Origin of the sequence: Rickettsia australis str. Phillips (assembly GCF_000273745.1) — a bacterium.
Lineage (GTDB): Bacteria > Pseudomonadota > Alphaproteobacteria > Rickettsiales > Rickettsiaceae > Rickettsia > Rickettsia australis.
Map to the genome: position 1 here is coordinate 77212 of NZ_AKVZ01000032.1, position 13653 is coordinate 90864.

A 13653-nucleotide genomic window follows, 5' to 3' on the forward strand; every position below is an offset into this window, starting at 1 on the left:
TCCAAAGATTTTCTTAAATGCCAGATCTACTCTTGGATTAACTCAATACATAGTTATTTTTTCAAACTCTCTATCACAAAATGCATGATACTGCCGTGCTGTATATAATTTATCTCATTATCCGTAAATATTTGCAATATTAAATCGATTGTTCTTATTTCGCCAGTTTGTTTTTTTATCACGCATTTAACAGGATTATAAGGCTTTATTTGTTCACTTAAGCCTATGATATCAATAGTTTCTGAACCGTCTAATTGTAAATCTAATCTTGTATTATTGCCGGTAAAAGTTAGCGGTAAAATACCCATACCAACTAAATTTGAACGATGTATTCGCTCAAAGCTCTCGGCAATCACTGCCTTTACGCCAAGCAGTTGCGGACCTTTTGCTGCCCAATCTCTAGATGAACCGCTACCATATTCTTTACCGGCAAAAATCACTACCGGTACATCATTAGCTTTATAGTCCATAGCCGCATCGTAAATAGTTTGCTGCGTACTACTTAATTGGTTTATAGTAAAGCCGCCTTCTACTGCCTTACACATTTCATTTTTTATACGGATATTAGCAAATGTGCCACGCATCATCACTTCATGATTGCCTCTTCGTGATCCGTACGAGTTGAACTCTAGAGGCTCTATATGATGGTCCGTTAAATATTTAGCAGCAGGGCTGGTTTTACTAATACTTCCTGCCGGCGAAATATGATCGGTAGTAATAGAATCACCGAAAATTGCTAGAATTTTTGCAGATTTTATATCTTTTATATTATTCTTGCTGCCTATATCCTCAAAATAAGGCGGATTATTAATATAGGTACTATTCTTACTCCAGTTATAAGTAAAACTATTAGTAACCTCTAGACTTTGCCACTCTTTTGTTCCACTAAATATATCGGAATATTTTTCTATAAACATAGAGGAATTAATTGAATTTGCAATAACTTCATCTATCTCTTCTTTACTTGGCCAAATATCTTTCAAATAAATATTTTTTCCTATTGGTTGGCTATTTAAATCTATATTAAGAGTGCCGCTAAGTGCATATGCTACGACTAAAATAGGCGATCCGAGATAGTTCGCTTTAGTAAGGGGATTAATTCGCCCTTCAAAGTTCCTATTACCCGATAAAACGGAAGCAATAACTAACCCGTTTTTATTAATAGTTTCCTCTATGTCCGGATTTAAAGGACCAGAATTACCGATGCAAGTAGTGCAGCCATAACCTACTAGATTAAACCCTAGCTCATCTAAATATTTATCAAGACCGCTAAGCTTCAAATATTCCGTTACGACTTTTGATCCAGGAGCAAGAGAAGTTTTAACCCAAGGCTTTACCTTTAACCCATGTTCTAGTGCTTTTTTAGCAAGAAGTGCTGCACCAATCATCACGCTAGGATTTGAGGTATTAGTACAGCTAGTGATCGCTGCAATTACCACATCACCGTTACCGATTTTGTAATTCTGATTTGCTACGGCATATTTTTTATCAATACCTTTACTTTCTATACCGAAATTCGGCAATTCATGTTTAAAACTACTTGCTACATCGTTTAAATTTACCCTATCTTGCGGACGTCTTGGCCCGGCAAGCGAGCTATGTACCGTAGATAAATCTAGCTCTAAAATTTCGGTATATTCTGCCTCATGCTCAAAATCATACCAAAGATTCTGCTCGGTTGCATATTTCTCTACTAATTTGATTTGTGCTTTTTCTCTACCTGTTAGCTCTAGATATTTTATAGTTTCTTGATCAATCGGGAAAAAGCCGCAAGTAGCACCATATTCAGGCGACATATTAGAAATAGTAGCACGGTCGGCAATCGTTAGGTTTTTTAAGCCCTCACCGCAAAACTCAACAAACTTACCTACTACTTTCTTTTTCCGCAACATCTCGGTAACGGTTAAAACTAAATCGGTTGCTGTAGATATACCTGTTAATTTTCCTGTTAGTTTCACTCCGATTACTTCTGGTAAAATCATAGTAAGTGGCTGACCAAGCATTGCAGCTTCTGCTTCTATTCCGCCAACTCCCCAACCAATTACCGACACTCCATTTACCATCGTTGTATGGCTATCCGTTCCAACTAAACTATCAGGATAAGCAAGTCCGTCTTTATGCCACACGACTTTTGCTAAATATTCTAAATTTACCTGATGACAAATACCCGTACCGGGCGGCACTACTTTAAAATTATTAAATGCCTGCTGCCCCCATTTAAGAAATGCATAACGCTCTATATTACGTTTCATTTCCATTTGCACGTTTTTATCGAATGAATCCTTAGCTGCATAAGAATCAACGCTTACTGAATGATCTATTATCAAATCAACAGGAATAAGCGGATTAATTTTTAACGGATCACCTCCTATTTTCTTCATCGCATCACGCATAGCAGCCAAGTCGACAATAGCAGGCACACCGGTAAAATCCTGCATCAAAACTCTTGCCGGCATAAAATCTATTTCTGCATCAGATTTTTTAGTGTTCAGCCATTCTTTAAACACAAGTAAGCTTTCTTTATTACCACTGGTACGTAGCACGTTTTCACATAATACTCTTAAACTGTATGGGAGCTTTTTTAAAGGAAGTTCGATATCGCTTGCCGCTTTATTTATATCATAAATTTTGTATGAACTATTATCGACTGATAACTCTTTTATATATTCTGAATTATGCATTTTTGACATTTGTTTCTCACTTGATATTCGTTATGCTAGTAACATCGCCGACTATGTCATTCCTGCGTAGACAGGACTCCAGTATAAAAAGTATAAATACAGTATACTTTCGCTTCCGCGGGAATAACATAAAAACTAGAAATAATTATTACAATAACCTTATCCCAAAACGTAGATTTTTCAAACAAATTAATGTTGTTCTGATAAAGGTTTTTGAAGACCCTGAAGCTTAGTTGCTATCTCCGCTTCACTTAAATTCGTAACGTTAATAGCCGTTTCTGTGGCTATGTTAACATAACTGCCCGTTACTTCGGTTACACCGCTGGAAACAAGATAAGTAATTTGTGGGTTGTGTATATCATCTATATAAACCTGTATTAAACCGGCTTTTAAACTAACGATCATCGGAGCGTGATTCGATAGCACACCAAACATACCATCCTCACCCGGCATTGTTACCATTTTAGCTTGCTTTTCAAATGCAATACTTAAAGGAGTAATTATTTTGACTAAAATTGTTTCGTTCATATAATAATATAGTGAAATTAATGTCATTACGAGGAGCGAAGCGACGTGGCAATCCACAAAAATAATAAAAAAACGCTATAAATTAGCATTTTTTACTGGATTGCTTCGTCAATTACTTCGTAATTTTCCTTGCAATGACGGGACAACTGGTCTACGCAACAATGCCACGTGGGAATGACATACACATTAATTCAAAATCTTCGCTTTCTCAATAGCCTCGTCTATAGTTCCGACCATATAAAAAGCAGCTTCCGGTAAATCATCATATTTACCCTCTACCAATCCTTTAAAACCTGCGATAGTATCAGCTAGATTAACAAATTTGCCTTCAGCTCCGGTAAATACTTCGGCGACATGGAAAGGCTGTGATAAGAAACGCTGTATTTTTCTAGCACGCGACACAGTTAGTTTATCTTCTTCGGATAACTCATCCATACCTAAAATAGCAATGATATCCTGCAACGATTTATAAGTTTGTAAAACCTGCTGTACTTGTCTTGCTACGCTATAATGCTCCTCACCGACAATCATCGGGTCAAGTACCTGAGAATTACTATCTAACGGGTCAACTGCTGGATAAATTCCAAGCTCGGCTATCTGACGGCTAAGTACCGTGGTAGCATCTAGATGTGCGAAAGAAGTAGCAGGAGCAGGATCAGTTAAATCATCCGCCGGTACATATATAGCCTGCACGGAAGTTATTGAGCCGTGCTTAGTAGAGGTGATACGCTCTTGTAGTACTCCCATATCGGTAGCAAGAGTAGGCTGATACCCTACCGCTGACGGAATCCTACCAAGCAGTGCCGATATTTCAGAACCTGCTTGAGTGAAACGGAAAATATTATCTACGAAAAACAAAACATCTTGCCCCTCATTCATATCTCTAAAACTTTCCGCAATGGTCAGACCGCTTAACGCAACTCTTGCCCTTGCTCCCGGTGGCTCGTTCATTTGTCCATAAACAAGAGCTACTTTTGAATTTTCCGGTTTCTCAAGATCAATCACACCCGAGTCAATCATTTCATGGTAAAGATCATTACCCTCTCTAGTTCTCTCACCGACTCCTGCAAATACCGTATAACCGCCATGTGCCTTAGCTACGTTATTAATAAGCTCCATAATTAACACGGTTTTACCTACACCTGCACCGCCGAATAATCCTATCTTACCGCCTTTAGTATAAGGAGCAAGTAAATCAACAACTTTAATACCGGTTACTAATATATTACGCTCGGTTGACTGATTGGTAAAATCAGGAGCAGAATTATATATAGCAGAAATATTTGAGCTTTTAATGTCTCCTTTACCATCAATCGGCTCACCTACAACATTCATTATACGACCAAGCGTCTCAGTACCTACAGGAATACAAATAGGACTACCTGTATCTATTACTTCTACACCCCGCGCTAATCCTTCAGTAGAATCCATAGCAATACAACGAACCGTATCATCACCTATATGTTGGGCTACTTCCAGCACTATCCTTCGTTTATCGTTATAGCACTCTAGAGCATTTAAAATTTCCGGTAACTCACCGTTATTCGTAAATTTTACATCCACCACCGCTGAAATAATCTGAGTAATTTTACCGATATTTTTTGTCATAATTTTTTCTGTTAAGATAATGTTCTTACATAGTTGCCCATATGTCATTCCCGCGTAGGCGGGAATGACATAATACACATATCTACACCGCCTCAGAGCCGGCTATAATCTCTATCAACTCCGTAGTAATAATAGCCTGTCTTGATCCATTTAACTTTAAAACTAATTTACTTATTAAATCATTAGCATTATTTGTTGCATTTTCCATAGCGGTCATTCTAGCTCCCTCTTCACTTGCTCTACTTTGTAGTAAAGCATAATTTATTTGGGAATTCACATACAAATTAATTAGATTAGAAATTAGATTTTCCCCCTCATACTCATAATGGTCATTCTCTATTTTAGAACCATCATGATATTTTTCTACCGGTAAAACCTGTTGTCTAGTCATAATTTGAGTCATTGCGTTCTTGAATTTATTAAAATATATAACACAATTACTAACTTCTAGATTTGCGACTAGCGACATAATTTTTTGTTTTACTTGCAGCATCAGATTTACAGCATGAATTTTGGGTAACTCAAAATAACTATCAATATAATTTGCATATTGCCTTTTTAGTGCTTCGTAACCTTTTTTTCCTATAATGATAAGCTTTATTTGTTCGCCTTTATTTTCTAACTCTTTAATATCATTCTTAACTTGCTTAATTATACTGTAATTAAACGTTCCGCATAAACCACGCTGTGATGTCATAACTATCAATAAATTTGCTTTATTCGGTATAGTATTAAAAAATTTCTGCTCTTCTATAGATAGCTCATACATATCAATTGATACTATATCGGACATCATTTTACTAATAGCCTCAATATAACAATTTGAATTGGCTATTTGACTTTTTATTTTTGCCATTTTAGAAGCTGATACTAATTGCATTGCCTTAGTAATCTTTTGTGTAGATTTAACGCTTTTAATTCTAGTTCTTAATTTCTTTAAATGTGACATATAGTTTTTTAGTTTGCCATTGTCACCCCGTGTCTTGTACCTACGGAGTCCAGTATTTTTAACTTATTTTACTGGATGCCGTGATCAAGTCACAGCATGACACAGTAGGCTTTTACAAAATTTTCTAAAAATGCTTTTAGTTTCTGCTCGGTTTCTTCGGTTATACGTTGCTCGTTTTTTATTGATTCCAAAATATCTTTTTTATTTAACCTTATCTCCGTAAGCATTTTATCTTCAAATTCTTTTACTGTCTGAAGCGGTACATCATTTAAATATTTCTTAGTGCCGACATAAATACTTATTATTTGTTCTTCTACCGGAAAAGGATGATATTGAGCTTGTTTTAATATCTCAACTAATCTTTTACCGTGATCGATTTGTGCTTTAGTGGCAGGGTCTAGATCTGATCCAAATTGTGAGAAAGACTCCAGCTCTCTAAATTGAGCAAGTTCTAGCTTTACCGAACCTGCTACCTGCTTCATAGCATTTATTTGTGCTGCAGAACCAACGCGGCTTACTGAAATACCGACATTAACGGCAGGTCTTACACCCTTATAAAATAACTCACTTTCTAAGAAAATTTGACCGTCGGTAATTGAAATAACATTCGTTGGGATATAGGCAGATACATCACCTGCCTGCGTCTCGATTATAGGAAGAGCAGTAAGTGAACCGCTGCCTTTTTCCTCTGACATTTTAGCAGCGCGCTCAAGCAATCTTGAATGCAAGTAGAACACGTCACCGGGATATGCTTCTCGCCCGGGAGGTCTTCTAAGTAATAATGAGATTTGTCTATATGCGACGGCATGCTTACTTAAATCATCATAAATAATAAGTGCATGCATACCGTTATCACGAAAATATTCGCCCATACTACAGGCAGAATAAGGGGCAATGAATTGAAGAGATGCAGCTTCCGAAGCAGTAGCCGAAACAACGATTGTATAGTCCATTGCTCCGGCATCTTCTAGTTTTTTTACTATCTGTGCAACGCTTGATCTTTTCTGCCCAATAGCTACATAAATACAATAAATTTTATCGCTTTCATTAGTAAGTAAATGAGCTTGTTTTTGATTAATAATAGTATCAACCGCTATCGCCGTTTTTCCGGTTTGTCTATCACCGATTATTAACTCTCTTTGCCCTCTACCTATCGGAATTAACGAATCTATAGCCTTTATTCCGGTTTGTACAGGTTCGCTTACGCTCGTTCTTTCTATTATTCCCGGAGCTTTCATCTCGATATGTCTGTATTCTTTACTTGCAATATCGCCTTTGCCGTCAATAGGATTACCAAGAGCATCAACAACACGACCAAGCAAAACTTTTCCTACCGGTACTTCTAAAACTTCTTTAGTTCTTTTGACCTTATCTCCTTGCTGTACTTGGTTATCATCGCCCATAATTACAGCACCGACGCTATCATTCTCCAAATTTAAAACAAGCCCCTTAACACCAGATTTAAACTCTACTACTTCACCAGATTTTACATTAGCAAGACCATAAATTTTAGCAATACCGTCACCGACCGAGATTACCTGCCCTACTTCTTCAATCTCACTTAAGCAATTAATATTAGCTATTTCCTTTTGTAATATTTCAGCTACTTCAATAGGCTTTAGTTTCATGTGGGATGACTCCTAATTACGCGTTGTTATCCCGTGGCTTGACCACAGGATCCAGTTAAAAATGATAAAATAATATACAGCTTTAGATTACTTATAGATCCCGTAGTCAAGCCACGGGATAACAATAGTACTCAAGCAGCAATCCTAACTTTCTTTAAAGTTTTCGTTATTTTTTCTAAACTACCTTTTATTGAGTAATCTTGCAACATACTATCATATTTAATTACAATACCGCCAATAATAGTACTATCTATATCAAATAATATTTCTGTTTTTTGATTTAATTCTTTTTCTATACGAGATTTAATCCACTCCTGCTCTTTAGGTTGTAACTTATTTGCAGAAATAACCTGAACTATCTTGATGTTTTTACTTGCATATAGTAAAGTATTATAAGTATCTACTATATTAGATAAAATAGCAGTACGAGAATTTTTAACCAATAACAATAAAAAATTTTGTACTATTGTACTAATTTTGATATTTTTTGCTAACGAATTGACTGCGTTAATTTTGTCGTTCTTATTTACTATAGGAGAAAATAGGAACTCTCTAATATCAAAATTATCGGTAATAACACGATTTATAGCGGTAATTTCTTCAAAGATTTTATCTTGTATATTATCAACCATAGCATTATTAAATAACGCCACTGCATAATTCTCGATTAAATTATCTTTGTTCATACATGTACTGCCCTATCATAAGCAGCGAGTACTGACTCGTGCATCATTTCCGATAAAGTCGGATGTGGGAAGATAGTATTAATTAAATCCAACTCTGTTGCTTCTAAATTTTTTGACACCACATATCCTTGTATTAATTCTGTTACTTCCGAGCCTATCATATGAGCACCGAGCAACTCACCCGTCTTAGCATCAAATATAGTTTTAATTAAGCCATCGCTATCACCAATTACTAAAGCCTTACCGTTAGCCATAAAAGGAAACCTACCGATTTGTAATTCATAACCTAAAGCTTTCGCTGCTTCTTCCGTAAGCCCGACGCTTGCTATTTGCGGCGAAGAATAAGTGCAACCCGGTATATTATGCTTATTGATAGCATGGGGTTTTAAGCCCGCTATGCTTTCTGCTGCAATAATACCTTCATGGCTTGCTTTATGAGCTAAACAAGGCACTCCTGCTACATCGCCTATAGCATAAATGCCTAGTTCTGCAGTTTGCATTAATCTGTTAGTAACTATATAACCATTTTCTACTTTAACTTTGGTTGTTTCTAGTCCTAAATTTTCTGTATTCGCCGTAATACCTACTGCCATAAGTAAGATTTCAGCTTGTAATTTTTGTGTTTTACCGGATAAATCTAGCTCAACTTCTATCTTATCTTTTGATTTTGTTTGCTTAATTAATTTAGCATTTGTAATAATTTTTATGCCCTTTTTCTCAAAATTCTTATGAGCGATTCCAGCAATTTCCATATCTTCAGCAGGTAATATTCTATTATGTGCCTCAATTACGGTAACATCCACACCAATACTATTATAAAATGAAGCAAATTCTATACCTATTGCACCTGAGCCGACAATAATCATAGATTGCGGCACATGATGCGGTATCATAGCTTCTTTTGAAGTCCATATTTGCTTGCTATCAGGCTCAAAGCCTTTTAAAACCCTAGATCTTGCTCCGGTAGCTATAATAATATTTTCTGCTTTTACTGTAGGTTTATTATTTATATTTATTACCTTATTTCCTACAAAACTTGCTACTCCGTCTATCATGGTAACTTTATTTTTTTTCAATAGTAACTTAACGCCACCTGCAAGCTTATTTGAAATCTCTCTTGAACGCTCAACTATTTTCTTAATATTGATTTCAGCACCTTTAGAATCAATTCCATAACCTTTAGCGTGTTTTATATATTCAAAAACCTCAGCAGATTTAAGCAGGGATTTAGTCGGTATACACCCCCAATTAAGACATACCCCTCCTAAATGTTCTTTTTCTATTAATACAACTTTTTTCTTTAATTGTGCTGCTCTAATTGCTGCAACATATCCACTTGGACCACCGCCTATGACGGCTACATCATATTGTTCCATTTTATTTTTGTTTTGTTTATATTGTCATCCCGCGACTTGATCGCAGGATCTAGATTTTGATTTTTTGGATCCCGCGATCAAGTCGCGGGATGACAAGTATTACTAAACCATACTACTCTTCAACATCCATCTGTTTTTTTCATGCACCTTAATCCGTCCAATAATCATATCGGCTGTACCCTCGTCACCCTCTGCTTGTGCTACTTTGAGCCCCTTATATAATGTATCTCTAATAATATCTTGATCTTTTGTTAGACTTTTAAGCATTTCGTTTGCTGTTACGTTTGGATTTGCCTCATCTATAGATGCAAGTTTTATTAAATTTGATAATGCTGGGACTTTAGCACCTAAACTTCTCACTCTCTCAGCAAATTCATCTAAGCCTTCAGCTAAATCTTCATATTGTCCTTCAAATAACAAATGTAAACTTCTAAACTCCGCTCCTTCTACATTCCAATGATAATTCTGTGTTGTAAAATATAAAGCATAACTATCTGCTAAAATTTGTTCTAAAGCTTTTACTACTTGCATAATATCCCTCAAATTTCTATGCACTTTTTGACTTTATAACATTTCTTTAGATACTTCAAGAGATAACAGGGCTTATATAAATTCCTGATATATCTCTTTTCTGTGTTTGATTGCAATAATAATTACCGTAGATGTTTCTTGTTCAATACGGTATATAATACGGCAATCACTCACTCGGAGTATTCTATGACCTTTCAAACTATAGCGTAACGGTTTACCAAAAGCTATGGGCTCAAACATTAATCGTTCTTCAATTGCACATTTGATAAGAGTTTTTGCATTGGAGGAAAGCATTGGGATATGCTTATTTGTTACTTCTTCTAGATAACGTATTTTAAATTCATTTCCACGCTTCTTCGTGAGAGTAAGTTTTAGCATTCTCTTTATCAAGCTTTTTAGCAACTTTTGACAAAAATAAATCTTCTCTCATTTCAAGAGCTTCGTGTTAACTCTCTGACTAAACTCGATAAAGATTTATTTTCTTGAACTGCTAAATTACTAAGCAAAGTGGAAATGACCGGCTCAAAAGTAACATTAACTCTTGGACTTTTAGACATATAGACTTATTTTTATTTGATTAGTATTATTATTGTAACACTTTTACATCACTCAAACAATAAAATTATCAATTCAGATTAAAATTGCAATGATTATATATTAAATATTAATTTTTATTATTAATTAGTAATTTCTTGACTAATTTATTAATTTTATCTATTGTGCCACTGTTAATAAAACTTAAGGATAGAACAGCATGAATCACATATTACATTTTTCGTTAACTACCGTAGCAAGACTTACTAATACAATAAAAACAATTGGTGGTCAAGGATACTACATGCTTAAAATAGGACATAATGTGGCCAGTTATTATCTAACTACTACCTTTAGTTTAATTGAACAGACTTGCCATAAAGAGAATATATTAACCACTCTGTGTAGTAAAGGAATTGAATTATTAAATACTGAAACAAGAAATTTTATATTTGAAGGAATGTTCAAAATAAAGGAAGTATTAAATGCAAACAAAACTATTATTACAGCGATTAATGATAATGGGCAGACTATACGGGATTATATATTGCAAAAACAAGGTGATAAGATTTATATATATGAGGAACGCTTGCTTAAAATATGTCAAGAAAATCTTCAAGAAAAGCTTACTATTGAGGGTATACTGAGTATCGCAGGGGATAATAACCATATTATAGGAGATATTAAAGGGTGCGAAATATTTGAAGTAGAGAAAGAAAATACTCTACAGGCGCTTCTCTCAGAAATAAAGGATTTAATAGCTAACCCGATATCTAGCACTACTCAAGCAAGTGATATTAATACAACCAACAAATGGACAGAGTCCGTAACAGAATATTTATCGGAAATGGCGACTAATGCAATCGATAACACAATAACAAATGCTACTGCCGAAATTGCTGAATCAATCTTTTCCGATAACACTGAAAGTTGGACTGAAACGGGAATAAATTTAATTACTAACACCGTAGCAAACTTTACTAATAACACTTTTAATACAACTTACAACTCTCAAGAAAATATGTTTGATGAGCGTGATAACGATAATTCCTTAGTTGCATATATAGGCATTGGTACAGCTGTAGCTGCCTCCATAGTTGTTGCAATAGGTGCAGGAGTAACTTGGTATTGCGTTAGAAGTAACAACGCAAAAAAAGCTAAATTAAAACAATATATTGATGAAATTGAAGCTGAAAGAGCTGCTGCTGCTATAGCTGAAGATACACTTGCTGCTAAAGCTAATGAAGAACATAATGATCATACTACGGTAGAGATGACCGGACTCTCCTATGCAGGCGAAGATACTCATATATAGATCACTTAGATTCTTTTTAAATCAACAACCAATAGCAAATTCACTGTTGGTTGTTCCTCGAAAATAAAAATTGAGATTTATTTTAACTCTTTATTTATCAATTCTTTTAGCTTTTCTTTCGCTATTTCTTTAGAACTTCGTCCTGCATAAGAATCATAAGTTTTATTATCTTCAATGAAATGTACACAGAAAACTGTTCTGTCATTTTTTTGTAGCCAACCTATAAATCATCAAATTTGTTTATCTTTTAACTTTATGGTTCTACCTCGGCTAAGTTTATTACCGCTGCCTGTTTTACCGTAAAGCTTCCAACCATCTAACAACATCTTTAATAAATAAGATATTTTTAGTCATTTCCTGATCTTGAACGCTTACAAGCAATTTATTATCTTCTAGTTTTTGAAGAAAAGTTAATTGTTCTTCCGGTGAAATGTCTAAAGAACTAGAAAGTCATGCATTAGTTAAACCGTTATTCTTCCCTTTATCTCCTAAAATCTCATGATTACCATAATCAAATTGCGTTACATAATCACGAAATTTTTCAATACCTAATTCTTTGGTAATAATCTGCGAGTACCAAAGACAGCTATTCTTCATCCAGTCTTTAGGTGTATGGGGCTGTTTCCAAACCTCTAGCATATCAGCATCACATCTTAAAAGGTAATTTTGGATGAGTTTTATCAATTAAAAACCCATCATCATAACCCATTAAACTTATAGCAATTTAAAATGTTGAGCATGGAGTATAACGAGACTTGCAATTACCTGCTCGTTTAATAAATTTATCATTTTCTTTAACTAAAAAACAATTAGCTTTAGTTATAAAAGGTATAGTAAGTGATATTATAACAGTTAGATATAAAACAATTTTTTCATATAATTAAAATTCTGAATAAATAAGCAGGTAGCTTTGTTGTATACGATGCCATTACCGCGGAAGCAGGGGGAATGACATCAGCTTAAACAAGTATACAGTTTAATAAATCTCTTGAGACTGATCTTCCTTACTCGGTACATAATCAAAAATATCATTATTATCTTGAGTATCAATCATATCTTCATTCTCAAGCATCTGAACATTATTTACTTTAAATGCTTCTATAACAGTGCCGTTTGGTGTAATTTTACCTGTTGCTCTATCTACGGCGATTAGCTTAATTGAATCCGGAACTTTGAAAGACAGCGATGACTCATCCTTATAAGCATTACTCATAAAATCAATAAAAATCGGCAATACTACGTTTGAACCTGTTGCCCTTTTTCCAAGTTCTTTCGGTGTATCATAACCAACATAACTGCCAACTACTATCTTAGGCGTAAAACCTATAAACCATGTATCTTTACTATCGTTACTAGTACCGGTTTTTCCACCGATAATTTTCCCTAACTTCTTCGCAGCATAACCGGTTCCTCTATCTATTGCTCCTGTTAAAAACGAAGTAATTTGATAATCGCTAGCTTCATCCGTAACTCTATAAACATCTTCTTTCGGTATTTCTAATATTGCGATATCTAAATTGGCGTCCGAGACATTACAAGAAAGACATTCTCTATCATCTCGCCTATAAATAATTTTACCGTTACGGTCTTTAATTAATTCTACAAAATGAGGTTCAACTTTTTTACCGCCGTTAGCAATAATTGCATAAGCATTGGTCATTCTGCTAAGTGTAGTTTCAATTGAACCAAGTACCATAGAGTAAACTTTTTTTGGTTCATTATTAATACCGAATCGCTTAATTATATCAACGATTTTTGTAAGTCCTACGGCAGTTGCTACTCTGACTGTTATAAGATTACGGGATTTTTCAAGACCA

At 34.9% G+C, this 13653-nt stretch carries 13 protein-coding genes and 1 pseudogene; 1 reads left to right on the top strand and 13 read right to left on the bottom strand.

Annotated features, from left to right (window positions below; translation table 11 throughout):
* Positions 1–53 precede the first annotated feature (53 nt).
* The 10 genes from acnA to A452_RS12620 all read right to left on the bottom strand — a co-directional run bounded on the left by acnA (position 54) and on the right by A452_RS12620 (position 10544).
* Entirely contained in the window at positions 54–2690 is a 2637-nt protein-coding gene (acnA, locus tag A452_RS0105980) for an aconitate hydratase AcnA (RefSeq protein ID WP_014412267.1), read from the bottom strand.
* A gap of 180 nt (positions 2691–2870) precedes the next feature.
* Positions 2871–3209, bottom strand: a complete 339-nt coding sequence (locus tag A452_RS0105985; protein ID WP_014412266.1) for a F0F1 ATP synthase subunit epsilon — start codon at positions 3207–3209, stop codon at positions 2871–2873.
* 186 nt (positions 3210–3395) lie between these two features.
* Positions 3396–4817, bottom strand: a complete 1422-nt coding sequence (atpD, locus tag A452_RS0105990; protein ID WP_014412265.1) for a F0F1 ATP synthase subunit beta — start codon at positions 4815–4817, stop codon at positions 3396–3398.
* Positions 4818–4899: 82 nt separating this feature from the next.
* Positions 4900–5766, bottom strand: a complete 867-nt coding sequence (gene atpG / locus A452_RS0105995; protein WP_014412264.1) for an ATP synthase F1 subunit gamma — start codon at positions 5764–5766, stop codon at positions 4900–4902.
* An 89-nt stretch (positions 5767–5855) separates the two neighbouring features.
* Positions 5856–7394, bottom strand: coding sequence for a F0F1 ATP synthase subunit alpha (atpA, locus tag A452_RS0106000; RefSeq protein ID WP_014412263.1), 1539 nt, complete (start codon positions 7392–7394; stop codon positions 5856–5858).
* Positions 7395–7525: 131 nt separating this feature from the next.
* Entirely contained in the window at positions 7526–8080 is a 555-nt protein-coding gene (gene atpH / locus A452_RS0106005) for an ATP synthase F1 subunit delta (protein WP_014412262.1), read from the bottom strand.
* On the bottom strand, positions 8077–9456 hold the full coding sequence (gene lpdA, locus A452_RS0106010) for a dihydrolipoyl dehydrogenase (RefSeq protein WP_014412261.1): 1380 nt from the start codon (positions 9454–9456) through the stop codon (positions 8077–8079). Before lpdA ends, atpH begins: the two co-directional genes overlap by 4 nt.
* A 102-nt stretch (positions 9457–9558) precedes the next feature.
* Positions 9559–9987: a Dps family protein gene (locus tag A452_RS0106015; protein WP_014412260.1), complete on the bottom strand. Its 429-nt coding sequence runs from the start codon at positions 9985–9987 to the stop codon at positions 9559–9561.
* A gap of 72 nt (positions 9988–10059) precedes the next feature.
* A complete protein-coding gene (locus A452_RS12250) occupies positions 10060–10227 on the bottom strand; it encodes a type II toxin-antitoxin system RelE family toxin (RefSeq protein ID WP_238533858.1) in 168 nt (55 codons plus the stop codon).
* A 191-nt stretch (positions 10228–10418) separates the two neighbouring features.
* Positions 10419–10544: a hypothetical protein gene (locus tag A452_RS12620; RefSeq protein WP_017208653.1), complete on the bottom strand. Its 126-nt coding sequence runs from the start codon at positions 10542–10544 to the stop codon at positions 10419–10421.
* 197 nt (positions 10545–10741) lie between these two features.
* On the opposite strand from A452_RS12620, the gene A452_RS08615 reads away from it, so the two are divergent.
* Complete coding sequence (locus tag A452_RS08615) at positions 10742–11836, top strand: hypothetical protein (RefSeq protein ID WP_014412258.1); 1095 nt, start codon at positions 10742–10744, stop codon at positions 11834–11836.
* Positions 11837–11913: 77 nt separating this feature from the next.
* Here A452_RS08615 and A452_RS12880 read toward each other — a convergent pair.
* The 3 genes and pseudogenes from A452_RS12880 to A452_RS0106060 form a co-directional block, all read right to left on the bottom strand.
* Positions 11914–12190 (bottom strand): annotated as a pseudogene (locus tag A452_RS12880) (penicillin-binding transpeptidase domain-containing protein).
* A gap of 96 nt (positions 12191–12286) precedes the next feature.
* Entirely contained in the window at positions 12287–12475 is a 189-nt protein-coding gene (locus A452_RS12255; RefSeq protein WP_231289986.1) for a penicillin-binding transpeptidase domain-containing protein, read from the bottom strand.
* 337 nt (positions 12476–12812) lie between these two features.
* Positions 12813–13653, bottom strand: an 841-nt coding sequence (locus A452_RS0106060; protein ID WP_017208656.1) for a penicillin-binding transpeptidase domain-containing protein, incomplete at its 5' end; no start/stop codon positions are given.